Annotated in this window: 22 protein-coding genes; 6 read left to right on the top strand and 16 right to left on the bottom strand. The window is 69.7% G+C overall.

Features of this window, described 5'->3' with window-relative positions; genetic code table 11:
* Positions 1–296 precede the first annotated feature (296 nt).
* Together NE236_RS45045 and NE236_RS13210 are read right to left on the bottom strand one after the other, a co-directional pair.
* Positions 297–434: a DUF397 domain-containing protein gene (locus NE236_RS45045; RefSeq protein ID WP_372494332.1), complete on the bottom strand. Its 138-nt coding sequence runs from the start codon at positions 432–434 to the stop codon at positions 297–299.
* Positions 431–1,249 carry a helix-turn-helix domain-containing protein gene (locus NE236_RS13210; protein WP_252842227.1) on the bottom strand — a complete coding sequence of 273 codons (819 nt, stop codon included), beginning with the start codon at positions 1,247–1,249 and terminating at the stop codon, positions 431–433. Before NE236_RS13210 ends, NE236_RS45045 begins: the two co-directional genes overlap by 4 nt.
* Positions 1,250–1,366: 117 nt before the next feature.
* Here NE236_RS13210 and NE236_RS13205 point away from each other — a divergent pair, with 117 nt between their 5' ends.
* Both NE236_RS13205 and NE236_RS13200 read left to right on the top strand, forming a co-directional pair.
* Entirely contained in the window at positions 1,367–1,675 is a 309-nt protein-coding gene (locus NE236_RS13205; protein ID WP_252842226.1) for a hypothetical protein, read from the top strand.
* A 2-nt stretch (positions 1,676–1,677) separates the two neighbouring features.
* The gene (locus NE236_RS13200) at positions 1,678–2,046 is read left to right on the top strand and encodes a hypothetical protein (protein WP_252842225.1); all 369 of its coding nucleotides are present in this window, start codon (positions 1,678–1,680) and stop codon (positions 2,044–2,046) included.
* 478 nt (positions 2,047–2,524) lie between these two features.
* On the opposite strand, the gene NE236_RS13195 is transcribed toward NE236_RS13200, so the two are convergent.
* Together NE236_RS13195 and NE236_RS13190 are read right to left on the bottom strand one after the other, a co-directional pair.
* Positions 2,525–3,955: an HNH endonuclease signature motif containing protein gene (locus tag NE236_RS13195; protein WP_252842224.1), complete on the bottom strand. Its 1,431-nt coding sequence runs from the start codon at positions 3,953–3,955 to the stop codon at positions 2,525–2,527.
* Between the two features lie 419 nt (positions 3,956–4,374).
* Entirely contained in the window at positions 4,375–5,043 is a 669-nt protein-coding gene (locus tag NE236_RS13190; protein WP_252842223.1) for a class I SAM-dependent methyltransferase, read from the bottom strand.
* Between the two features lie 11 nt (positions 5,044–5,054).
* Here NE236_RS13190 and NE236_RS13185 point away from each other — a divergent pair, with 11 nt between their 5' ends.
* A complete protein-coding gene (locus NE236_RS13185; RefSeq protein WP_252842222.1) occupies positions 5,055–5,453 on the top strand; it encodes a copper homeostasis protein CutC in 399 nt (132 codons plus the stop codon).
* On the opposite strand, the gene NE236_RS13180 is transcribed toward NE236_RS13185, so the two are convergent.
* The 6 genes from NE236_RS13180 to NE236_RS13155 all read right to left on the bottom strand — a co-directional run bounded on the left by NE236_RS13180 (position 5,434) and on the right by NE236_RS13155 (position 11,505).
* Entirely contained in the window at positions 5,434–6,384 is a 951-nt protein-coding gene (locus tag NE236_RS13180) for a DUF3800 domain-containing protein (RefSeq protein WP_252842221.1), read from the bottom strand. The two genes, NE236_RS13185 and NE236_RS13180, sit on opposite strands and share 20 nt — an antisense overlap.
* A gap of 150 nt (positions 6,385–6,534) precedes the next feature.
* A complete protein-coding gene (locus NE236_RS13175) occupies positions 6,535–7,428 on the bottom strand; it encodes a carbohydrate ABC transporter permease (RefSeq protein ID WP_252842220.1) in 894 nt (297 codons plus the stop codon).
* Positions 7,425–8,309 carry a carbohydrate ABC transporter permease gene (locus NE236_RS13170; protein WP_252842219.1) on the bottom strand — a complete coding sequence of 295 codons (885 nt, stop codon included), beginning with the start codon at positions 8,307–8,309 and terminating at the stop codon, positions 7,425–7,427. Before NE236_RS13170 ends, NE236_RS13175 begins: the two co-directional genes overlap by 4 nt.
* Positions 8,310–8,350: 41 nt before the next feature.
* Complete coding sequence (locus NE236_RS13165) at positions 8,351–9,616, bottom strand: ABC transporter substrate-binding protein (RefSeq protein WP_252842218.1); 1,266 nt, start codon at positions 9,614–9,616, stop codon at positions 8,351–8,353.
* A gap of 39 nt (positions 9,617–9,655) precedes the next feature.
* Positions 9,656–10,579, bottom strand: a complete 924-nt coding sequence (gene murQ, locus NE236_RS13160) for an N-acetylmuramic acid 6-phosphate etherase (protein ID WP_252842217.1) — start codon at positions 10,577–10,579, stop codon at positions 9,656–9,658.
* Positions 10,576–11,505 carry a MurR/RpiR family transcriptional regulator gene (locus NE236_RS13155; RefSeq protein WP_252842216.1) on the bottom strand — a complete coding sequence of 310 codons (930 nt, stop codon included), beginning with the start codon at positions 11,503–11,505 and terminating at the stop codon, positions 10,576–10,578. Before NE236_RS13155 ends, murQ begins: the two co-directional genes overlap by 4 nt.
* A gap of 42 nt (positions 11,506–11,547) precedes the next feature.
* On the opposite strand from NE236_RS13155, the gene NE236_RS13150 reads away from it, so the two are divergent.
* On the top strand, positions 11,548–12,609 hold the full coding sequence (locus NE236_RS13150) for an N-acetylglucosamine kinase (protein WP_308209090.1): 1,062 nt from the start codon (positions 11,548–11,550) through the stop codon (positions 12,607–12,609).
* A gap of 132 nt (positions 12,610–12,741) precedes the next feature.
* Here NE236_RS13150 and NE236_RS13145 read toward each other — a convergent pair whose 3' ends face one another.
* The 6 genes from NE236_RS13145 to NE236_RS13120 form a co-directional block, all read right to left on the bottom strand.
* On the bottom strand, positions 12,742–14,391 hold the full coding sequence (locus tag NE236_RS13145; RefSeq protein WP_252842215.1) for a hypothetical protein: 1,650 nt from the start codon (positions 14,389–14,391) through the stop codon (positions 12,742–12,744).
* A gap of 252 nt (positions 14,392–14,643) precedes the next feature.
* Positions 14,644–16,476, bottom strand: a complete 1,833-nt coding sequence (locus tag NE236_RS13140; protein ID WP_252842214.1) for a glycoside hydrolase family 3 protein — start codon at positions 16,474–16,476, stop codon at positions 14,644–14,646.
* Positions 16,477–16,594: 118 nt separating this feature from the next.
* Positions 16,595–17,872 carry a glycoside hydrolase family 3 protein gene (locus tag NE236_RS13135; RefSeq protein WP_252842213.1) on the bottom strand — a complete coding sequence of 426 codons (1,278 nt, stop codon included), beginning with the start codon at positions 17,870–17,872 and terminating at the stop codon, positions 16,595–16,597.
* Between the two features lie 363 nt (positions 17,873–18,235).
* Complete coding sequence (gene ptsP, locus NE236_RS13130; protein ID WP_252842212.1) at positions 18,236–19,897, bottom strand: phosphoenolpyruvate--protein phosphotransferase; 1,662 nt, start codon at positions 19,895–19,897, stop codon at positions 18,236–18,238.
* Positions 19,890–20,153, bottom strand: coding sequence for an HPr family phosphocarrier protein (locus NE236_RS13125; RefSeq protein WP_252842211.1), 264 nt, complete (start codon positions 20,151–20,153; stop codon positions 19,890–19,892). Before NE236_RS13125 ends, ptsP begins: the two co-directional genes overlap by 8 nt.
* A 13-nt stretch (positions 20,154–20,166) precedes the next feature.
* A complete protein-coding gene (locus tag NE236_RS13120; protein ID WP_252842210.1) occupies positions 20,167–21,213 on the bottom strand; it encodes an SIS domain-containing protein in 1,047 nt (348 codons plus the stop codon).
* 150 nt (positions 21,214–21,363) lie between these two features.
* On the opposite strand from NE236_RS13120, the gene NE236_RS13115 reads away from it, so the two are divergent.
* Entirely contained in the window at positions 21,364–22,119 is a 756-nt protein-coding gene (locus tag NE236_RS13115; RefSeq protein ID WP_252842209.1) for a GntR family transcriptional regulator, read from the top strand.
* A 278-nt stretch (positions 22,120–22,397) separates the two neighbouring features.
* Entirely contained in the window at positions 22,398–22,886 is a 489-nt protein-coding gene (locus NE236_RS13110) for an Rv3235 family protein (RefSeq protein ID WP_252842208.1), read from the top strand.
* Positions 22,887–22,924: the final 38 nt, after the last annotated feature.

The following is a 22,924-nucleotide window of genomic DNA, read 5'->3' as shown; positions in this document are numbered from 1 at the left end:
GGTCGTCCTCGCTCGCCCAACGGCAGCGATCCGGGCCTGCGGTGACCGGGGTCGCTGACCACGAGGCCGCCCCGCAACCGACCGGTCTCGTCCCGGTAGCGATACTGGCGGTCGCGCAGCGCCGCGCCGTGGTCGGTGCGCACCGCAGGGCATCGGCCGGAGGCGTGCACGGAGCCGGGCCGCGTAGGCGGTGGCCGCTATCGGGAGGACGAGCGTCGACACGGCGAGGCCCGCGATCTGCAGGCCGACGTGGTTGTCGCGGTGCGCGAACAGGGGGACCTCGAGCAGCGGCCCGACTACGCGTTCGTCGGCGGTTCGGCGTCGCAAGCGGTGGCCAGCGACCGCACGGCGGCGACTTCGATGCATTGGCCACCGGTGGGGCCACTGCGGCTGCTCTTACGCCATGAGCCGGTGGGCAGATCCAGAATCTTCATAGGTCCTCCCACATGGTGCGAAGTAAATTCAGTGAGTCTTCTACGGACACGGCTCCACCTCTGATCATATTAAAGTTTAGTTCGTGATCCTGGACCTTGTTAGGCGTATCGATCACTTGGCCTTCAGCGTGACCCTCCACGTACACGAGATCCGGGCCGTCGTCGAAGCTCAGCATGGTGAACGAACCCATGAACCCGAGGTATGCACCGGTCCTGCTAGGCACCACCTGAACAGCGATGTTCGGCTCCTGGGCGTTTTCAATCAAGCGACCGATCTGCTCTTTGCGGGTCCCCTGGTCCCCAACCGGTCGATGCAGAACCCACTCGTCGAGGACGAGAACGATTTGAGGAGGGTTGTCGCGGGCGAGGATCTGCTGACGCTCCATCCGTGTGGCGACCAGCCGTTCGACCACCTCTGGCTTCCGGCCCGCCTTGAGAACCTCATAGGCGTACTGGGGTGTCTGGAACAGGCCTGTGATGGCCATGTTTTCAAAGATGTACATGATGGTCGCCTTGGCCTCCAGGTCCACGAATCCAGAGAAGCCTGGCGGTAGCTCCGCGTGCTTTCCGGCGCGGCGGATCTCGACCCACATCCGGTGGAAGGTCTCCGGAGTCTTGAAGTAAGTATCGAAGTCTTCCGATGTCGCCTCCGATGGTGCCCGCTGGCCGGTTTCGAGCTTCTCGATCCACTGAGGTGTGCAGCCCAGTGCCTTGGCCAGCGCGGGGCGTGAGAGCTTCGCCGCCTCGCGGTGGCCGCGCAGCACGGCGCCGAACGCTCGGATCAGGGGGTCTCGGGTGAGCGCGCCATTCGCCATGGTGAGTCCTTCGAGAGGGCCAGGGGGTCATTGGGTGACGCCTGTCTGTAGCTCAAAGTAACTCAGCGTGTGAGTCTGGTCACTGGAAATCGGCGGGCGAATAAAAGGGAATAAGTCGTGGAACCGTACACATCGGAAGACATTCACGCGTACGCGAAGTGGCTGACTCAGGAATGCCAGGCGGCGGGGCTGAACGCCGAGCAGTACGGTGCGGAGATCCTTATACACGGGGCGAGCAATCACCTCAGCGAGAGGATCATCTGCAAACCTGATGAACAGGGACATACCCGCTGGCACTGGTCGTGGGGAGTCCCGATCGGCCGCCGGGGCGACTCCTCCTGGCTCCTCGCCGTCGACGACATCGACGAGCTGATCCGGTCGATCAGCAAGGTCGTCTGCGTGCCGCTGCGGCGCACGGGGATGTGACGATGACGCCCGAAGAACGTCTCATGCGCTCGCTTCCGGCGCTACGCGCCCTGGTCGACTCGCTGGCGACCCGACCACCGTCCGAGGCGAGGCAGCTGTTTCAGCTCCACTTCCTCATCCGCAAATACCCGGCCGCCGCGCGGATGAGCCTCCAGTGGCGGCAGCGGGATCGCACCGACCTGCCGGTGCCGCCGCAGGGGTGGTCGTCGGTCCTGGACACCGGCGGGCTGCCGCTGTGGCGGTGGACCGGTGGCCAGGTCTGCGTGGGGACCGGCGACACCGATCAACTCCGATTCCTCGGAGCCGCCCTGAGACGGTTCGATGAGATGACCGCCGAGGAGGTCCACGCCTACCTGCGGGGCCGATCGTGACGACCACGGCGTGCGTCCCACCGACTCGCATGGAGCACCGTCCCGTGGACCCGACGACCACGATGGCGTCGCCGCGGCCGCGCGTTCACCAGCCCGGGGCTGCTCGATCTAGCCAGCTGGTACGGCACGGTGGAACCCCCCGACCCGGTTCGCCTGCGGCGACTCATCGAGGCCTATGTCCACGCGGGCGGCCACCACGACGCCCTGACGTAGCGCGCCGGCCTGCCCACCAAAGCGTGGGCGCTCGGCTGGCACCGCGTCTGGGCGGTCGAGTGGTTCATGGAACAGGCAGTCCGCTGGGTAGACGATCCCGCCACCGACCCCGCGTGCGTGAAGATCGTGCACCGACATCTGCATGACGCGATGCGATGCGCCTGCTGGAGCCGTAGTGCATCACATCCTTCCCCGTAGCAGGCCCACGCTCGCCAGCGCATCGCCGCCAGCACCCCCTGACTGCCGGGGCGATCACTGAAACCCTCTATGCGTACGGGTCTGGGCTGACGAAGTATTTCCGTCCGGTGGGTGTCACCCAGACCAGTCGCCCTGGCTCCGGATGAAGCAATGTCCATCCCGCCGACTGCTTCAGCCGATGGTGTTTCCGACACAGCGGCGCGAGGTTGCAATCGCATGTCGTTCCGCCCTCGTCATACGGAACGGTGTGGTCGAGGTCGCAGGCTTCTGCCGGTCTTCGGCAGGTCGGGAATCTGCACGTACGGTCGCGGGTCTCGACCCTGTGGCGCAGGGTCTCCGGCGGCCGGTAGGCACCCTGGATGTGTCGATTGCCCGGATCGTCGACCGAGTTGGGCCCATGCCCACAGCCAGGACGCGTCTCGAGACCGCCGAAATATGCGGTGATGAGGTCGGCCAGGGCTTCTCGGTTCATCTCCTCGTCACCGTCACGAGGTGGCGGAATGTGCCCGTGGCCGACGGCACATCCGGACTGGTCGATCACGGTGTAGCACCAGCGCCGCCCAGTGGCCGTGGCCGCGATCGCGCGCGCCACCGAGGCCGGGACCATGCCGTGGCCGGGAACTTCGCCGGGCTGCTCCGCCATGCCGAGCAGCGTGTGAAGCGGCACGATCAGATGGACCCTGCCGGCGAAACCGGCCTTTGACGCCGACCGGGACACCGGCGGCCGGGCACGGAGATCATTGGCATCGGCGTCCTCGCCGAACCGGGCCCGGTTGTCGATGTCGCCTGACTCGTCAGCGGGACCAGTGTCGGGCCGTTCGTCGGGTTGATCGTTCGTCGGTGGCCAGCTGGGCGTGAGGCCGGCGCCCAGCAGCAGATCGAGGAAGACCTGGGCACGCAGGAAGGCCAGGGAATGCGAGGAGCCGTCGGTCTTGAGCGCTCGCGCCAATGCGGTGATGCGATTGTCGGCGGCCAGTGCCTGGTCGGCAGGCAGGTCACGCCCGCACAGGTCGGCGGTGTGGTCGTCCGTGGCCCGCAACTCGACCCGGCGATCGGCTTCGGCATTCGCGCGGCGGCGCTCGGCCGCGCCAGGGTCGACCTCGATCAACGCCCGCTGGACCGCGCTCCGCAACTGCCCGGTCGTCTGCCGTGGCGCCTCGGGGAGCACACGCCGCTCCATCAGCCGCGCGGTGGTGGCGTCCGGGGCGCCGTCGACGGCACGGGCGATGACCCGCGCCTTGGCCTCATCGATCAGCCCCTGACGAAGGGCGTCCATGGTGCCCGGCAGCTTGTCGGCCAGCGGACAGGCCAGCTCCAGCAACCGCGCGGCACCCCATCCGGTCAAGGTGAGCTCCAACTGGATCTCACTCACGGCGGACTCGAACGCCTGCACGCCGCCCCCACCCCGGGTGCGCTTTTCAAGCAACGCGGCCACGGCGGCCAGTTCCCCGGCCTTTGCCCACGACCCCAGCCGTCGCCAGGCGCCGATCGCGGTCAACAGACCATCATCGTCAAGCGGCGCCAGATCCGTGGCGGCCAGCGTCGCCGCCGATCCTGGCCCCGGTGGAACCTCCAGGTCGGACAAATCCACTTCCAGGCCGTCATCGAACCACGCCGGCGCCGACTCTTCGATGAATTCACCCGGCCATACGTAGGATGGATCCCCATCCCGCCCTGTCACATATCCGTAAGAGGGAACCGCGCACGCTATCTGGGCCACGCCACACCCCCTTTGGACATGCCCTCAACGCATCTAATCATCGAACATACTATCGCAAGATCGCCGCTAAACGACGCCACATATCACCACAAAAAAGGCAGACAAAAAACGGGATCGCGAATTAAGCAATAACCCTAGAGTTCCCTGAGCCAATGAAGCTGATCGCCCCGATTGCCCCATCCGTCAGCCGTCAGCCGTCAGCCGGCCCCGCCAACCGGCGGGTTCGTTTGCCTGAGCAGGTCGGACCCAACGAAGGTGAACATACGCACGCCCAGGGCCAGCCGACGCGGCTCGCCGGCGAAGCAGTGCACGCCAACGCCGAAGCCCGCATCCGGTTCGGACACCCACTGCCGGTCGAAGCCATGCCCCTCGAACCAGTCGCAGATCAACGGCACTCGGTCGGGCAATCTGCGGTGCCGGGTCCAGATGACGGTGCCGCCGGTCTTGCACAACTGGGAGCAGGAGTCGATGGTGCGCTCGATGTCCTCGTCGGTGATGTTGCCGAACACCCCGCAGGCCAGCACGAGATCCGCGGGAACCATGCCGCGATAGTGGTCGGTGAGCGCGGCGTCAGCCGTCACCACCTCGACCCGGCTAAGCCCGGCGCCTCTGGCCGTCTCCAGCGCGGCCGCAGTGTTGCGCGCGTCCAACTCCACGAGACGTGCCCGCACATCAACGCGGCGAGGATGCCCGGCCAGCACACCCAGCAGATCATGACCTTGACCAGCGCACAGGCTGATCACCCGCAACGGACCGGAGGGGCTGCGGTCCAAGGCCGCCCGGACCTGCTCTTGAACCACCCGCAATCGCCGCGCCAACGGCGAATCGGGAAGATCGTAGTCGTCGTGCCAGGTCTGCCAGTCCATGGCGGCAGCCTATGGTCGAAGATTCATTTCAAGCACAAGACCGAGTCGCACGGGCAGCCATCGCCACGTGCGCGTCGTCGTGGCCGACGACCAGGCGAGCGGCGGGGCGGACCCCGGCTACTGATCGCGCTCGCCACCACCGGCTGAACGTAGAGCCGCAGGATCAGCGGGTCGCGGGCCGGATCGTCATCCTGCCGGGCAGCGGGATCACCGAGCGCACCGCCGCCCGCGTCGCCGAACAGACCGGCGCCCAGGACTTGCACAACTTCACCGCCTCGGAGGCGCTACCGTCCCCCTCCCGCTACAGCCCGGCCAGGCATCTACATGGGCGGCGCGCTGTACCCCCAGAGACCGTCCGCGCGATCACGACGACGGCCCAGATCCAGCGCATCATCGTCGCCGCCACCTGACGGCCCGTCCGTCGCATGACCCCAACGACGGAATCCGGTCCCCGGTCAGCCGAGCGTGAGGTCGGGCCGTAGCGGCCCGGTCTGCTCGGGGATCAGTCGCTCCTCGCCTTCGCCCGGGCCGAAGAGCAGCCATCCGGGGCGGCGGCAGGCCGGGTCGCTGACCACTAGGCCGCCGCGCCACCGGCCCGTCTCGTCGCGGTAGCGGTACTGCAGGTCGCGGAGGGCGCCGCCGTGGTCTGCCCGGACCGCCGGGTAGCGCGTGGACGGAGTCGGGCGGGGCGCCGTAGGCGGCGGCCGCCATCGGGAGGACGAGCGTGGAGGCGATGAGGTCCGCGATCTGCAGGCCGACGTGGTTGTCGCTGTGCGCGAACAGCGGAACCTCGAGGAGCGGCGGATAGGGATCCCCTGCGGTCCGCCACTTCTGCGTGAAGATCGAGTGCGCCACCGTGACATTGAGCCCCGGCGTCCGCCCGTCCGCGATCAGCACGCCTTTGGAGTGCTCCTCTGAGAGGAATTTACTATAATGCCGGGCTATGTCCTGCACGGCATAACAGTAAGTGGGGTCCGATTTGAGCGACTTTCCCTTTTCCTTGACCCACACCCGGCCGACAATCTGGCATCCATACCCGTCGACCAGTTTGAGAAGGTCATGACGGACTAATTTGGCCTGGCGCCGCCGGTCGCGTGAATCCTTGCGGGTCATCTGGAGGATGTCGCTGCCCTTGACCTCGGTCAGCACGTGGTCGAGAGCGGGGCCGCACCGGAAGCGCCCGGGGAAGTGGCGGCGCTTCAGCGCGAGGAAGTCGCGGGCCAGTGCGGGGATGTGCCGCGCTGGAATGATCAGGCCCAGGATGACCATTGCCGGAGTGGCGTTCGGAGTCTGGTCGGGCGGCTCACACCCACCCGACTCATCGAGATAACAGAAATACATGACCGTAAAAATACACTGAGACCGACCCCTTAGGGGGCGGCCTCAGGATGTGATGTTCGGCTTTCACCTAGGCACCGGATTCAGCGTACCACGCTCACGCTGACGTAGCGAAGACAATAGTCCGGGACATCGAGCGCGGATAAAAAGCGATTATTTGGTCATTCCGGCGGTGAGGCCGGCGACGATCTGTTTGGTGGCCACGAGGAAGAGCACGACGAGCGGGATCGTCGTGATCACCAGGCCGGCGGACAGCTGCGCGTGGGCGGCCTCGAACTCGGCGAAGAACCGGGTCAGGCCGGTCGGCAGGGTGTACTGATCGTCCTTCAGCAGCACCAGCGGGAAGAAGAAGTCATTCCACAAGGGAATGAACTGGAACAGCGCCACTGTCGTGAGCGCGGGCCGGACCATAGGCACCATGATCCGGGCGAAGATCCGCAGCTCGCCCGCGCCGTCGATGCGGGCCGCCTCCTCCAGCTCCATCGGCAGCTGCCGGAAGAAGGCCGTCAGCACGAACACCGAGAACGGCACGCCGCTCCCCGCGTACACGCAGATCAGCCAGAACCGGCCGTCGACTCCCGGGAGCGCCTGGGTCAGCGAGTTGACCAGGTAGAACACCGGGACGGCGCCGAGCCGGATCGGCAGCATGAGGCCGGCGAGGAAGTAGGACGACAGCGCACCCCGGCCGCGGAAGCGGTAGCGCCCCAGCGGGTAGGCGGCGAACACGGACACCCCGGTGCCCAGGAGCACCGAGCTCACCGTGATCACGACGGAGTTCAGGAAGTAGGTGCTGAAGTTGCCCTCGGACCAGGCGTGGGCGTAGTTCTGGAAGGCCGGGTGCAGGGGCAGCCCGAGGGGCTTGTTCGCCAGGTCCTGCTCGGTGCGCAGCGAGTTGAACGCCATGATCACGAGCGGGGCGAGGGCCGCCAGGGCGTACGTCCACAGCAGGATCACCGAGGCGACCCCGCCGACCCGGCTGCGCCGGCGGGACGTCCCTGCGGGCGGGGCGACGGCGCGCGGCTTGCGGATCATGAGAGTGCTGCTCATCGCACGCGTTCCTCCATCCTGCGGAAGACGCGGTTGGCCGCCAGCGACACTCCGAAGATCAGGACGAACATGCACACGGCGAGCGCGCAGGACTGGCCGATGGCGTTCGGGTCCGAGTTCTCGAAGGCCGTCCGGTAGAACACCAGCCCGAGCACGTCGGTGGAGAACTCCGGGTTGCCGTGCGATCCCTGCAGCGCGTAGATCAGGTCGAGCACGTTGAACGTGCCGATGAACGTCAGCACGGTCACGATGCCCAGCACCGGAGTGAGCAGCGGCAGGGTGACCCGCCGGAACACCTGCCACGACGACGCGCCGTCGACGCGGGCGGCCTGCTCGTACTCGTCGGGGATGCCGGCGAGCGCCGCGCCGAACAGCAGCATCGGGAAGCCGATCCACTGCCAGGCGTTGACGACGATCGACACCGGCAGCGCCAGGTGGGGATCGCCGCGCCACGGCTGCGCGAGCGAGCCGAGGCCCACGTCGCGCAGGGCGGCGTTGATCGCGCCGAACTGCGGGTTCAGCATGAGCGACCACAGGTAGCCGACGACGATGGGGCTGACCAGGTGCGGCAGCGTGTAGGCGGTCTGCAGGAACCGCTTGCCGCGCCGCGACCTGTGCAGCAGCACCGCGAACGTCAGGCCGAGGGTGGTCTGGATCAGCATCGTGCCGATGAAGAACAGACAGTTGTGGCCGAGTGCGCGCCACACCTGCTCGCTCAGCGGGTACTTGGTGAACAGGTCACGGAAGTTCGCCAGGCCGGCGAAGCCGTCCTGCCGGTTCCCCGACCACGAGTACACGCTGTACTGCGCGGCGGAGACCAGCGGGTAGACGATGAACACCGTGTACAGCGCCAGAGCGGGCAGCAGGAAGGTCAGCAGCACCCGGCGGCGGGGTCGACCGCCGCCGGTGCCGACCGGACGCCTCAGCCTCCGCTGGGCTTGAACCACGCTGAAATACCCTTCTGGACGAGTTTGCCCGCGTCCGCGGCCGAGGTGCCGCCCAGCATCTTCTGCAGGGCCAGCCCCTCCTGGTCACGACCGAGCGGGTTCCCGTAGCCGAAGTCGACGACCATCATGTACGTCGCTCCGTGGTCGTTGTAGTTCTGGGACGCCTGGGCGAGCAGCGGGTCGCCGGGCGTCGTGCCGGGCACGACCGAGATCTGCTTGAGCGTGCTCGCGTACAGCTGCCCGAACTCCGGCGTCGCCATCCATTTCACCAGCTCGGTCGCCTCGGCCTTGTGCTCGGAGTGCGCGTTGACGCCGTACGACCCGTCGACGTAGCCGGAGGTGAGCGCGTGGTCGACCTTGGCGCCCGGCGCCGGCGGGGCGTCGAAGAACCCGATCTGAATGTCTGGCGCCGTCTTGGTGAACGGGCCGATCTCGTACGAACCACCCGGGTACATCGCGGCCTTACCGCTGGTGAACAGCGTCTGCGCGTCGGGGTAGTCGATCGCGGTGACCTGGTCCGGGAAGTACGGCTTCAGGCCCGTGACGGTCCCCAGCGACGCCGTGTAGTCCGGGTCGGTGAAGTTCTTCTTCCCGGTGAGGACGGCCTGCTCGAAGTCGTTGCCGCCGTAGCGGGTGGCGCCGAAGATCTGGTGGTCGATGGCCAGGACCCACGGCTGCAGACCGCTCGTGGCCAGCGGGGTGATGCCCGCCTTCTTGAGCTTGTCGCAGGCGGCGGTGAAGTCGGCCCACGTCTTCGGCGGCTCGATCTTCTGATCGGCGAAGATCTTCTTGTTGTAGAGCACCTGCAGGGTCTGCAGGGCGTACGGAACGCCGTACAGCTTGCCGTCGTCCTTGCCCTTGGCCGCCTGCAGCACCTTGTCCTGCCAGCCGCCGACGTTCACCTGGCCGTCGAGCGGCACGAGGTTGCCCGCCTTGACGTAGGACTGCAGCGGTCCGTACGGCTTCAGCTGGACGACGTCGGGGCCGCCCACCGACTTCTTCAGCTCGTTCGGCAGAATCGTCAGGTAGTCGGTGGCCTTGATCGGCTTGAAGTCGATCGTGACCTTCGAGTGACTCTTCTCGTACGCGGCGAAGATCTTCTTGTACCCCGCGGTGTCCTCAGGACGCCAGGACAGGACCGTGAGGTGGACCTTGCCGTTGCCGCTGTTGGTGCTGGGTGCACACGCCGGGAGGGCGAAGGCGACACCGAGCGCCGCGACAAGCGTGCAGAACTTCCGCATCAGGAGGTTGGCCCCTTTCTCTGTGCCCCCGACGTCTGACTAGACCTCACGCCGGACCCTGCGCATGGCGTCTCGCACCGAACCCCCGGTCTCCGCCAGCGCCTCGGCCGCGTGATCGGGTGGCACGTCGCACAACAGGGACAGCAACGCGATGCGCGTGTCGCCGCCGGCACCCGCCAGCGCCGTCGCGCATGTCTCGGCGTCCAGACCGGTCGCCTCGACAAGGATCTTGATCACGCGGCCGCGCAGCTTGGAGTTGAGCGCGTCGACGCTGACCATGAGATTGGAGTAGGTGCGGCCGAGCCGCACCATGGCGGCCGTGGACATGGCGTTGAGCACCAGCTTGGTCGCGGTGCCGGCCTTCATGCGGGTGGAGCCCGTGACGGCCTCCGGCCCGGTGTCCACGGCGATGTTGACGTCGACCTCCGCGCCGAACACCGCGGCGGGATTCGAGCTGATCAGCGCGGTGTGCGCACCGCGCCGGGCCGCCGCGCGCAGGGCGCCCACGACGTACGGCGTGCGGCCGCTCGCGGTGATCCCCACGGCGAGCTCGCCGAGGCGCACGTCCTCGGCGTCGCGGGCCCCCAGATCGTCGTCGTCCTCGACGTCCTCGATGGCCTGGGAGAGCGCGCCGAGCCCGCCCGCGTGGTGGGCGACGACCAGACCCGGCTCGATGCCGAACGTCGGCGGGAGCTCGGCGGCGTCCAGCACCGCGAGCCGCCCGGAGGTGCCGGCGCCGAAGTAGTGCACGCGCCCGCCGTCGCGCAGCGCGTCGACGGCGAGGTCGACGGCCTTGGCGACCTGCGGCAGCACCTTCGCCACCGCGCCGGGGACCTGTTCGTCCTCGGCGTTGATGAGACGGAGCACGTCAAGGGTGGGCAGCAGGTCGATGTCGACGGTGCGCGGATTGCGACCCTCGGTGGGGACCCCCTGCAATACCCCGACGGAGAGGCGATCGGTCACCGGCGTCTCCGATCGGATCCCACGCGGCGGACCCGGACCGCTTCGCGGGTCGCCTCCAGGTGCTCGCGGGTCGGCTCGTACGTGCGCTGTGCGACGCCGACGAAGACGCAGTCGACGACGGTCAGCTGGGCCAGCCGGCTCGCCGTCGCGCCCGACCGGAAGGTGGTCTCGCGGGCGGCCGTGGTCAGCACGTAGTCGGCGACCTCGGCGATCGGCGAACGCGGGAAGTTGGTCAGCGCGACCGTGGTCGCGCCGCGCCGCTTGGCGACGTTGAGCGCGTCGATCGTGTCCACCGTGGTGCCGGTGTGGGAGATGCCGACCGCGACGTCGCCGGGCTCCAGGACGGCCGCGCTGGTGAGCATGATGTGCGCGTCCGACCAGCCGTAGGAGGTGCGTCCGATGCGATGCAGCTTCTGCTGGAAGTCCAGGGCGACGAACGCGCTGGCCGCCACGCCGTAGATGTCGACCCGGCGCGCGTCGACGATCGCCGCGACGACCCGCTCGAGCGCCTGGATGTCGAGCTGGTTGGCGGTCTCCTCGACCGCCCGCGCGTCGGCGAAGGCGATCTTCTCCACGACCTCTTCGAGCGTGTCGTCGGTGCTGATGTCGCTGCCGACCACCCGCCCGCCGGTGACCCCCTGGGCCCGCCCGGCCTCGGTGGCCAGAGTGAGCCGCAGCTCCGGGTAACCGGCGAAGCCGATCGCGCGGCAGAACCGGATGACCGTCGTCTCGGAGGTCCCGCAGGCCTGCGCGAGTTCGGTGATGGTGGAGTTGGCCACGGCCTCCGGATCGTCGATGACGCGCTGGGCGACGCGCGCCTCCGCGGGAGGCAGGGAGGGCAACAGGGAACGGACGCGAACGACCGTGCTGAGCGACGCGCTCGCACCGTCGGCCGCCGACCCGGGGTCGGGCCCGACCTTGCTCATGCAGGTAACTTTCCTACGAAAATGATTCAATGTCAATATGCCATGTTCTACGGTCACAGTGTGTGTTCTGAAATGAGGGACTCGTACGTCGTGGGAGTGGATGCCGGGGGCACCAACACTCGCGCCACGGTCATGACCGTTGACGGCGTCGTCACTGGTCGAGGGCGCGGTCCTGGCGCCAATCCTAACTCCAGCGCCGACCCGGCCGGCGCGCTGACGACGGCGCTACGCGACGCTTTGGGAGACCTTGACCCGCTACGCGTGGTGAGCGGCGTTTTCGGGATCGCCGGCGCCGGCGCGGCCGGGCGGCTGAAAGCGGTTGCCGCCGCGACCACCGCGTGGCAGGCCCTGGCCATCCCGGGGCAACCGGAAGTGGTCACCGACATCGCCGTCGCGTTCGCCGCGGCCAGCCCCGCACCGGCAGGACTTGTGGTCTTCGCCGGCACCGGCGCGGGCGCCGCCGTGATCGACGACGGCACGATCGTCCGCCGTGCCGACGGCTACGGCTGGCTGGTCGGCGACGACGGCTCCGGGGTCTGGATCGGCATCGAGGGGGTGCGCGCGGCGCTGCGCACCTACGACGGGCGCGGCGCGCCCACCGTCCTGGCCGAGACGGTGCCGCGACTGATGCTCGGCGAGGTCGCCGATCCCCTCCTCGCCGAGATCGATCTGAAGGCCCTCACCACGGGCACCGGCGACGCCTCCGCGGCGACGATGACGTCCGGTTCGGCACTGCCCCAGGCCATCCTGAAGGAGGTGTACGGCGGGCCCCCGGCCGCTCTCGGGTGCGTGGCCCCGCTGGTCAGCGCGGCGGCCGTGAACGGCGACGAGGTCGCCCGGCGCATCGTCGCCGAGGCGACCGACTGGCTGCTGGCCGACGTCGACGCCCTGCGCCCCGCCCTCGACGAGGTGATCCGCACCGTCGAGGACCGAGCCCCCGGTGTCGTGGTCGCCGGTTCGCTGCTGGAGAGCGGTCCGGTCGCCGACAACGTGCGCGCCGGTCTGGTCGAACGGTTCGGCGTCGAGCCGTCCGTGAGCCGCGACGGCGCCCTGGGAGCCGCCCGCCTGGCCCTCCGCCGCGCGGGCGTGACCGCCCGCGAGTGAGCCGGGAACGATGACGGCCCCCGCCACGAGGACGGAGGCCGTGAGCGTGCGCGAGTGAGTCATGTGAGGTGACGGCCCCGCCAGGAGGGTAGAGGGTCGTCACCTGTCATGGACCGACCGGGTCGGTCGGCGTCAGCGGACGCCGTAGGCGCGGATCACCGTCTGGTCGACCGCCCCGTCGATCTTCGTCCGCAGGGAGACGGACCCCTTGGCCGGGTTGCGGAAGGACGCCACCCACCGGTCGCCGTCGGCGCGGACGGGGACCGGAGTCCACGACTTCCCGTCGTCGAAGGACGTCCACAGCGCCGGCTCGGCCCCCGCCTTCGCCTGCTGGGGCACGACCGTCAGGGTCTGCGTGGTGTTCGCGCGGGCGCGGTTGGTGTCGTCGAGCGCCGTCTGATACTGGACGGTCGGTAGCTTGATGACATTGTCCTGGCCCACGGTGACGTCCCAGACGACATGCTGGCTCGTCGCCAGGTCCGACCACGGCGCCGTCCGCGTGGCATTCGTGGTGAGCGTGTACCGGCCCGGCTCCGGGCGCGCCCAGATCTGGCCGTAACCCGGGACAAGGCTCTGGCCGATGGACTCGCCGGTCGAACTCTCGAGCGCCGAGTCGCCCTTCAGAAAGGCATAACTCCCGACGTTGCTCAGCCCGTCGGGCCCGGACAGCATCGCCGCCGAATACCCCGTCCCGTCGCCCGTGTCGAGGACGAGCTCACCGTCCGCCGGGCCGAGCGGGCCCTTGTTCCAGCTCCGCGTGTACGTCCCCGCCTTCGGGAACCGCTCGTTGCGGAACTGGACATCGTATTGATCGAACGCGCAGTCCGGGGTGGTGATCTCCCCGGTCAAGTCCCAGTCGAACCCGGGGGTGTAGTACTCGGTCCGCGTCGCCGGCAGGCCTCCCGTGACCGTACGGAAAACGGCGATGGCGCTGCTTCCGAAGTCGACGCCCGCGTACTGCTGGGCGCAGGCGGGTCTGCCCTCGCCGGCGTACTCGACCCGCACGGCCGCCAGGTCCTTCGTGCGGGCGCTCAGATTCGGGTCCGTGGGGATGCCCGCCGCCTTCGTGGCGACGTTGTACGCGTACGGGCTGCCCTCTTCCTCGCCTCCCTGGGTCAGCAGCGCCTGCAACTCGTACTCGACACCGCCATCCGCGGCGGCCGGGGTGACATAGAGATGGTCCCCATCGATCTCTGTGACGTCCCGGAATACGCCGCCGATCCGCTGCGAGACCCAGACGACGGTCCCGGCCGGTTTCGCCCCTGCCTTGTCCACCTCCACATGGACGGGGTTGGCCTTCCGGGCGTCCAGGGTGAGCGACACATCGCCGGCCACCGTCACCTTCGGCAGGTAGATGAGCGACGTGGACGTCGTTCCGTCCGGCTCCGGCGTCTTCACGGTCGCGTTGATCGTGTAGTCGCCGGGGGGCAGAGACCCCTCGGCGTGCCCGTTCACGACGTCGGCGAAGGACGGGTCGTCGCCGTTCAGCGGCCAGATGAACAGGGTGTTCACCTCATCCGACGTGGCGGCCACACCCTTGCGGTCGAGCACCGTGGCCTGCAGCTGGTGCTCACCCGCCGCCAGGGTCCGCGACAGCCGCCTGAACGACGGTGTCTTCTTCTTGCGTTCGATCTCCATCCCGCGGTGGAACGGCTTGTGGCCGTGCTGCGCCGGCCCGGCTGTGACCGGCTTGGCCGATGCCGTCGCCTGTGCCTGCGACACGGGTCCCGTCGCGATCAGCGCAAGCGCCCCCAGCCCGGCCAGTGTTCTCTTGATCGCCATTCCCTCTCCTCGTCATCGAGCGCCATCGGCGCCGGGGTACGGACGTCGATTCAAGATCAACGTCCCCCCATGCTTCGCCGAAGCGGGGAATGGTGTTCGCGGGGCGATCACTGGGCCGGGGCGTGGGACGGCGGCCGGCGGGGTCCCGCCGTCCCACGCCCGGTCTGTGGCGTCGACGCCTGACGGCCTCGACGCGGTCCGGGCCCCGCCTCGTCGATCCGGACATCGAGGAGGCGGGAACCGGGGCCGGGCCTACTTGCGGAAGGTCAGCCCGGTGCCGAAGGGGTAGAGGGTCTTGCTTGGGTCGCCGGCGACCGGAATGGTGACCGGCAGCTCGCCCTTCGGGCTGATCTCGCCGAACAGCACCTTGGTCAGCGACTCCAGCGACGCCGGCGTGTAGCCGTACGTGGCGAGGTAGGTCTTGACCTCGGTGAAGTAGGCGATGTCGTACGCGTCGCGTACCGCGGCCACGATGACGGGCTTGCCGGTGGCCACCAGGGCCTTGACGAGGTCGGCCTGGCCCGGCCCGTTGTGGCCGGACTCCGTGGAGACGTCCCAGGCGCGGTTGGTGGTCACGACGACGACGTCGTTGTCCTTGGCCTTGGCCACGGCCTGGTCGATCGTCGCCTTCGAGGGGCCGGTGCCGGTCTGGTACACCGTCGTGGCCGGGCCTCGCTTGTGGATGTCGCCGGCGAGCGTCTGGGTGGTCGAGACGCCCCAGCCGGTCACGAGGACCTTGCCGCCGTCCTTCTTCAGCGGCAGGGCGCCGTTCTTGACCAGCGTGGTGGTGCGGTCGGTGACGCGCTGCTCGGTGGCCAGGTGCGCGGCCGTGCCGACCCGCGCCGCGACCTTGCTCTCGTCGACGTACGGGTTGGCGAACAGGCCGTGCTTCTTCTTCAGCGCGAGCAGCCGGTACACCGACTCGTCGATCCGGGACTCGGTGAGCTCTCCGTTCTTCACGGCGTTGATCACCGCGTGGAACTGCAGGTCGAACAGGCCCTTGCCGGTCTTGGCGTCCGTCGGCGGCTTCTCCAGCTCGTCCGCGCCCGCCTTGATGGCCAGCACCGGCACGCGGTCGTCGCCGTACTTGTCCCGGACGCCCTGCATCTCGAGGGCGTCCGTGGCGATGACGCCCTTGAAGTGCAGCTGGTCGCGGAGGATGCCGGTGAGGATCGGCTTGGACAGCGTCGCCGGGTCGAGGGACGGGTCCAGTGCCGGCACGATGATGTGCGCCGTCATGATCGAGTCGACGCCGTGCGCGATGGCGGTCTTGAAGGGCGGCAGGTCGAGCTTCTCCCACTGCTCCCGCGTGTGGTTGATCCTCGGGACGCCGGTGTGGCTGTCGGTGTCGGTGTCGCCGTGCCCCGGGAAGTGCTTGGCCGTCGGGATGACGCCCGCGGCCTGGTAGCCGTCGACCTCGGCGGCGACGAACTTGGACACCAGTGTCGGGTCGGAGCCGAAGGACCGGACCCCGATCACCGGGTTGGCCGGGTTCACGTTGACGTCGGAGTCCGGCGCGTAGTCGGTGTTGATGCCGATCGCCCGCAGCTCCTGCCCGGTGATCTTGGAGGTGGTGTACGCGTCGCGCGGCTTACGCCCGGCCCCGAGGGCCTGGCTGCCGGGGAACTGCGTGAACGGCGCGGGCACGCGGGTCACCACGCTGCCCTGCTCCTGGTCGGTGACGATGGTCGCCGGAATCGGCACCCGCTGCCGCATGGCGGCGTGCTGAATGCCGTTGGACAGGTGCGCGACCTGCTGGGGGCTCGCGAGGTTGGGCGGGTCGACGGAGTAGTAGATGACGCCGCCGGGGTGGTACTTGTCAATCAGCTGCTCGGCGTTGTCCACCCCGTAGAGCCTCTGGTTGGCCGCGACGGCGGCCGGGTCCTTGGTATCGGCGCTCGTGCCGTACACCTGGAGGACGAACAGCTGGGAGACCTTCTCCTCAAGGGTCATCTTGTGGAGGGTCCGCAGGACGCTCTGGTCCTTGCCGTGTGCGGGCGCGGCCTGGGCGGTTCCCGCGCTCAGACCCGCGATGGCCACGAACGACGCCGTACTGATCGCGGCGAGCCGTCGGCGACGGGACATCGAGACTCCTTCCGTCCGCCCCCGAAGACGAATAGAAAGAAAATGACTAGACGAAGCTAGCCTTTGGAACTTAGTTGCGCACAGGGACGCGCGTCAACGGTTCGGGTGTACGCGATCGTCAACGACCTGATCGGACGTGGGCGGCGACCCTGCGCGCGGCCGTCCGGTGCTCCGTCGAGCCCACGATCCCGGAGACCCGGGAGGCGTCGACGTACGGCGACCGGAAGAGCCCCCGCGCCTGCTTCATCCGCAGGATGCGCGTGACCGCCTGGTCGAGACGGCTCTGCGGTATCCGCCCCGACCGCACCGCGGCCAGCACGGCGCGGTAGGCGCTGCTCAGGGAGGGCGGCATGAGGAGCATGTCCGCACCGGCCCGGACCGCGCGCACCGCCGCCTCCGGCGCGCCGTACTTCATCGTCGCCCCGGCCATGCTGAGCGAGTCGGTCACCACGACCCCGTCGTAGCCGAGCTTCTCGCGGAGCAGGCCCGTCAGGACCGTCTTGGACATGGTCGCCGGGTCCCCGGAGGTGTCCAGGCCGGGGACGACGATGTGCGCCGTCATGATCATGTCGACGTGGTGGGCGATGGCGGTCCTGAACGGCGGCGCGTCCAGGCGCTCCCACGTCGCCATGGAGTGCTTGATCACCGGCAGGCCGGTGTGGCTGTCGGTCGCGGTGTCGCCGTGCCCGGGGAAGTGCTTGGCCGTCGCCACGACCCCGGCCGCCCGGTAGGCGTCGACCGCCACGCCGACGAGGTGGGCCACCTTCTGCGGGTCCGCGCCGAACGACCGCACCCCGATCACCGGGTTGCGCGGATTGACGTTGACGTCGGCGACCGGCGCGAAGTCCTGGTTGATGCCGACGGCTCGCAGCTCCTCCCCCGTGGCCCTCGCCGCCGTACGCACATCGTCGTCGGGGTTCTTGGTGGAGGCGAGCGCCTTGTTCGTCGGGAACCGGGTGATGTACGGGACCCGGGAGACGATGCCCTGCTCCTCGTCGGTGCCGACGAGCAGCGGGACGCCGCCCTTCATCGCCGCGCGCTGCAGACCGTTGGACAGCGTCGCGGTCTGCCGCGCGGTCCGCAGGTTGTTCGGGAAGTAGATGACGCCGCCCGGGTGGTACTGCTCGATCATCGCCGCGCCGGCGGACGCGGTGGTGCCCTGGACGGTCGGGATGAACAGCTGGCCGACCTTGTCCGCCGTGCTCATCCGCCGGACGAGCGCCACAACCGGGTCGGGGCTGGGGCTGGCGCTCGGCGTCGTCCGATTGCCCGCCGCCGTGCGCCGTGTGGGCCCGTCGTCGGAGCGCGCCTCGGATGCACCGCACGCGGACACCGACGCCGTGACGGTGGCCGCGGCGACGGCGGCCAGGAACCGTAGACCGCCGATCCGTCTCACCGTCCCGCCCTCCCCGTAAGCCGCTTCACATCCCGCACGACGCTAACCGTAGGATCGGCGTCCGGCAAACGCACCGGTGGGCCCACTGATCCAGTCCGGTCCGGGCTCGAACGCCGGGATGCTGTCCGTACTCACCCTGATGGCACGTCAGAGGGCGCACCGGGCGGCGGTGGATCGAGCGGGGCCCACGCCGCCGGCCGAGCTGCTCGAGCAAGCCGGGGTGGACCGAATCCTCGGGAAAGGCAGCCCCGCTGCGGTGATTCGTCCGGCAATCTGGCGTTCTGCCAGCGCGGCGATCACGCATTCACCGAACCTTCTGCACACGGCGCCAAACACGCTCTGGCTCCGTCGCGGGCGGGGCACCTACAGGCTGGGCAGCTCGGCCCGTGCAGCCGTACGGGCGCCGACGGCGTCTGTGGCCTGCCGGGCCGCCTCGGCGGCGTGGCGGCACTGGTCCAGGGTGTGCGCGGCCAGTGCGGCGCGTACGTGGGGCAGGGACGGGGCGCTCATCGACAGAGATGTGACGCCGAGGCCGGTGAGGACGCAGGCCAGCGCCGGGTCGCCGGCGGCCTCGCCGCAGACGCCGCAGCTCTTGCCCACCTCCGCCGCCGCTTCGGCAGCCATGGCGACGAGGTCGAGCAGCGCGGGCTGCCAGGCGTCCTGGAACCGGGCCAGCGCGCCGATCTGCCGGTCGGCGGCGAAGGTGTACTGGGCGAGGTCGTTGGTGCCGAGGCTGAAGAAGTCGGCCTCGGTCGCGAGGTCGGCGGCGCGCAGCGCTGCGGACGGAATCTCGATCATGATGCCGACGCGGGGCAGCCCGGCCGCACGGCACGCCGCGACGAAGTCACGGGTCTCCGCGGCGTCGGCCACCATCGGCGCCATCACGTTCAGTTCGACGTCCAGGCCCTCTGCGGCGCGGGCGAGGGCGCGTAGCTGTCCCGTCAGCACCTCAGGGTAGTTCTGGAAGAGACGCAGTCCTCGTTCGCCGAGCGCCGGGTTGGGCTCGTCGCCCGGCGGCGGAAGGAAGGCGAGGGGCTTGTCGGCTCCCGCGTCGAGCGTCCGTACGACGACGCTCGGGAACGCCTCCAGCACGGCCCGGTAGGCCGCCTCCTGCTCCTCCTCCGAGGGCGCGGTCGTACGGCCGAGGAAGAGGAACTCGGTGCGGAACAGGCCGACGCCCTCCGCGCCGCGGGCCAGCGCGGCCTCGACGTCCTTCGGCCCGCCGACATTGGCGAGCAGCGGGATCCGGTGCCCGTCGGCGGTGGCGCCGGGCCCGGTCGCCGCGTCGAGCGCGGCCGCCCGCGCCTCGGCCGCCGCCCGTGCGGTCGCGATCTCCTCGTCGGCGGGGTCCGGGTGCACCTCTCCGGAGGCCCCGTCGACCAGCACGACCGTGCCGTCGGGCAGATCCATACAGCCGGAGCAGGCGACGACCGCCGGCACGCCCATCGCGCGGGCGAGGATCGCGGTATGGCTGGTCGGCCCGCCGTCCCGCGTGACGAACGCGAGGACCTTCGCCGGATCCAGCAGGGCGGTGTCGGCCGGGGCGAGGTCCCGGGCGACCAGCACGAAGGGCTCGTCGGAGTCGGGAACGCCCGGGGCCGGTACACCGAGGAGCACCGCTACGACGCGGTCCCGGATGTCGTCGAGGTCGGCGACCCGGGCCGCCATGTACTCCCCCGCGCCGGCCAGCGTCGCGCGGAACACACCGAACGCCTCGTAGACCGCGCGCGGCGCCGAGACCCCATCGTCGATCTTGCTCACGACCAGGTCGGCGAGCCCTGGGTCACGGGCCATCATGGCCTGCGCGGCCAGGACGTCCCGCGCCTCGCCTCCCGCCCGCGCGCCCCGCTCGTCCAGGTCCAACCCGACGGCCTCCAGCGCCGCCAGCGCACGCGCACCTTCGGCGGCCGCATCACCCGCGTGACGCTCGCCGGCGGGCGGCTCCGGCACCGTCCCGGAGATGGACCGTACCGGCCCGGCCGCGACGCCGGGGCTCACCCCGGTGCCGCGCAGGGCGTCAGGCACTTTTCTCGGTCACCAGTCCCGCCAGCTCGTCGAGCAGCGCGTCCGCGCCGTCGCCCTCCGCCTCGATGACGATCTCCTCGCCCTGCTGGGCGTCGAGGCCGAGGACGGAGAGAATGCTCTTGGCGTTGACCGGGTCCTTGCCCGGCTTGGCCACAGTGACGTCCAGGGGCGTCCTCGTGGCCGCCTGGACGAACAGCGCGGCCGGGCGGGCGTGCAGCCCTACCTTCGTTTCGACCCTGACACGGCGCTCGGCCATGTGGTCCTCCTGGTCATTGATCCGTCTGGGTCACCTTGTCGAGGCCACGCGGGACATCGGGGTCGATGCCGAGCCCACGGGCCAACGCCTCGGTCAGCAGCTGGCCTGGCACGATCAAGGCGAGCGGCGATACCCACTCTGGCAGATCCGGACCAGGTAGTGCACATGAGGTCGCTTCGGACAGCGCACGGCCGCCTCCGACGCCGTACGCCCGGGCCCCCGCCGCCACGACCCGCTCGGCCAGCGCGACCGTGCCGGGCAGCGTGGGGCCGGAGTCCGCGGCGACCAGGATCGCGGGCGTCTCGTCGTCGACGACGGCGATCGGGCCGTGCAGCAGGTCGGCGTAGGACAGGCCCATGGCGTGCAGGTAGCACGCCTCCTTGAGCTTGAGGGCCAGTTCGAGGGCGGTACCGTACGCGATGCCGCGCCCGGACACCACCACCCCCTTCACGCCCGCGAGGCCCTCGACGATCGGGGCCAGGGAACCGGACTCCTCGGTCGCCGCGATCAGCCGCTCCACCTCGTCGGGCGCGCGGCGCAGGTCGGCGACGTCCACGTCGGCCCCGAGGGCGATGCCGAGCACGGCCAGTGCCGCGAGCTGCGTGGTGTAGGTCTTGGTGGCGGGGACGGCCACCTCGGCGCCGGCCCTCGTCACCAGGGCGATCTGGGCGGCCTCCGCGAGCGGCGACCCCTCGCCGTTGGTGACGGCGATCGTACGGGCGCCGCAGTCGGCGGCCCAGTCCAGCGACTCGACGATCTCCTCGGTCTTGCCGGACTGACTGATCGCGACCGCGAGGACCCCGGACAGGTCGACCCGCTTCTTGTAGGCCGTGGCCACCGACGGCGAGGCCAGGGCCGCCAGCCGGCCGGCGTGCGTCTGGACCAGGTAGCTGCCGTAGACCGCGGCGTTGTCGGACGATCCGCGCGCGATGAACAGCACCTGGCGGGTGTCCTGCGCGAGCAGGCCGATCTCGGGCATTCGGGGAAGCAGAGCGTCGAGGGTGGCCCGCAGGGCGGCGGGCTGCTCTCCGATCTCCGCGCGCATGCGAGAGGTGCTCATCAGAACTTTCCCATCTTTCCGCCTGTGATCTTGTCGTTACGTCTTCGTGTTCCTGACCTGCATTGACAGTAAGTTCTGACATGTGGTCTAGTCCGGACTAGACCAGTCTGAACCATACTTCACCCCCGACTTCGCTGCCAGAGGTACCCAATGGGGAAGATCGACCCCACCAGCCCCGTGCCCAAGTACTTCCAGCTTCGCGGCATCCTCCTCGACCTGATCGATGACGCGGAGCTGCCCGTCGACGCGCCGATCCCGTCGGAGCGCGAGCTCTGCCAGCGGTTCGGGCTGTCGCGGATGACGGTCCGCCAGGCCGTCGACCACCTGGTCACCGAGGGCCGGCTCTACCGGGTCCCGGGCAAGGGCACCTTCGTCGCGCGACCGAAGATCGAGATGCCGCTGCGCCTCGTGTCCTTCACCGAGGACATGCGGGCGCGCGGCCTCGAACCCGGCGCCCGGGACCTCGACCACCGCACCACGAAGGCCAACGCGAACCTCGCCCGGGTCTTCGGCGTACCGGTGGGCACCGGCGTCCACGTCATCGAACGGCTGCGCACCGCCGACGGGGAGCCCATGGCGGTGGAACGCTCCCAGATCCCCGCGACCGTTGCGCCGGGCCTGCTGGACATCTCCCTCGGCGACGTCTCGCTGTACGACGTGCTGGAGAAGCGCTTCGGCGTGGTGTTCGACGCCGGCGAGCAGACCATCGAGGCGGGGCTGGCCGACAGCGCGGACGCACGGCTCCTCGACCTGCCTCGCGGCAGTGCCGTCCTGCTGCTCCAGCGCCGGTCGTTCATGAACGGCAAGTGCGTCGAGCTCGCCGTCTCCACCTACCGCGCCGACCGCTACCAGCTGCGCGGTGCCCTGGAGATCCCCCGCCGCAACCGCCCGGCCCCACGCCAGTAGGAGCGCTCTGGGCACGGCCTGGAAACCGGCCGGACCGGGACCCCCTCGGGCACGGCCTGGGAACCGGCCGGACCGGAACCCCTCTCGGAAACGGCCTGGAAACCGGCCGGACCGGGACCCCCTCTCGGGCACGGCCTGGGAACGGTCCAGCCGGGGACACCTCTCGTGAACGCCCGTCGTCGCCTCGTGGCCGGATCCGGCCACGATGTATCAATGGGCCGTCTCGGGCCTCTTTGTGGCTGCCGCCCTCCCCGCGGCAGACACCAGGGAGGCCCGTCATGCGCAGAAACCCACCCGCACGCCGCCCGGCTCCGATCCGTCTGATCCCGTACGGTCCCGGCCCGTCCGCCGAGATCGCCGTCCATGGCTCACTGGCCGTCGCCCTGGACTCCGGCCCGCCACCACGCGCCCGTCCGCCGCTCGGTGTCGTACGCCCCGGCGCCCCCGACCTGACCACGGACGCGCGGCTCATCGCCCGGCTGGTCCTCGAGGTGCTGGCCGGCGTGCGTCCGTACCATCACCTGGCCGGGCGCACGACGCCGTCCGTCTTCGAGCAGCTCGGCTCGCTCGCCGCCCGTCTGGCGGGCCGCCGCACACCGCGGCTGCGCACGGTCCGGGTCTGTGCCCCCGCGCCGGACGTGGCGGAGGTGACGGCGACCGCGGCGTTCGGACCGCGGGTTCAGGCGCTGGCCCTGCGCCTGGAACGCGACCGCGGCCGGTGGCGCTGCGCCGCGATCGAGACGACCGTGCCACCCGCGCGCACCTGACGCGAAACGGCGGGGGGGGCCCGGCCGCCGGTCCGGGG

This window comes from Actinoallomurus purpureus (genome assembly GCF_024055795.1).
In the GTDB taxonomy this organism is placed as follows: domain Bacteria; phylum Actinomycetota; class Actinomycetes; order Streptosporangiales; family Streptosporangiaceae; genus Actinoallomurus; species Actinoallomurus purpureus.
Note: the sequence above shows the minus strand (reverse complement) of the source record. Positions and strands in the feature narration are given on the sequence as shown.

Coding starts and splice junctions, on each gene's coding strand:
- NE236_RS45045 (WP_372494332.1), bottom strand. CDS start 434: ATGAAGATTCTGGATCTGCCCACCGGCTCATGGCGTAAGAGCAGCCGC.
- NE236_RS13210 (WP_252842227.1), bottom strand. CDS start 1,249: ATGGCGAATGGCGCGCTCACCCGAGACCCCCTGATCCGAGCGTTCGGC.
- NE236_RS13200 (WP_252842225.1), top strand. CDS start 1,678: ATGACGCCCGAAGAACGTCTCATGCGCTCGCTTCCGGCGCTACGCGCC.
- NE236_RS13190 (WP_252842223.1), bottom strand. CDS start 5,043: ATGGACTGGCAGACCTGGCACGACGACTACGATCTTCCCGATTCGCCG.
- NE236_RS13185 (WP_252842222.1), top strand. CDS start 5,055: ATGGTCGAAGATTCATTTCAAGCACAAGACCGAGTCGCACGGGCAGCC.
- NE236_RS13180 (WP_252842221.1), bottom strand. CDS start 6,384: ATGTATTTCTGTTATCTCGATGAGTCGGGTGGGTGTGAGCCGCCCGAC.
- NE236_RS13175 (WP_252842220.1), bottom strand. CDS start 7,428: ATGAGCAGCACTCTCATGATCCGCAAGCCGCGCGCCGTCGCCCCGCCC.
- NE236_RS13165 (WP_252842218.1), bottom strand. CDS start 9,616: ATGCGGAAGTTCTGCACGCTTGTCGCGGCGCTCGGTGTCGCCTTCGCC.
- NE236_RS13155 (WP_252842216.1), bottom strand. CDS start 11,505: ATGAGCAAGGTCGGGCCCGACCCCGGGTCGGCGGCCGACGGTGCGAGC.
- NE236_RS13150 (WP_308209090.1), top strand. CDS start 11,548: ATGTTCTACGGTCACAGTGTGTGTTCTGAAATGAGGGACTCGTACGTC.
- NE236_RS13145 (WP_252842215.1), bottom strand. CDS start 14,391: ATGGCGATCAAGAGAACACTGGCCGGGCTGGGGGCGCTTGCGCTGATC.
- NE236_RS13140 (WP_252842214.1), bottom strand. CDS start 16,476: ATGTCCCGTCGCCGACGGCTCGCCGCGATCAGTACGGCGTCGTTCGTG.
- NE236_RS13125 (WP_252842211.1), bottom strand. CDS start 20,153: ATGGCCGAGCGCCGTGTCAGGGTCGAAACGAAGGTAGGGCTGCACGCC.
- NE236_RS13120 (WP_252842210.1), bottom strand. CDS start 21,213: ATGAGCACCTCTCGCATGCGCGCGGAGATCGGAGAGCAGCCCGCCGCC.
- NE236_RS13115 (WP_252842209.1), top strand. CDS start 21,364: ATGGGGAAGATCGACCCCACCAGCCCCGTGCCCAAGTACTTCCAGCTT.
- NE236_RS13110 (WP_252842208.1), top strand. CDS start 22,398: ATGCGCAGAAACCCACCCGCACGCCGCCCGGCTCCGATCCGTCTGATC.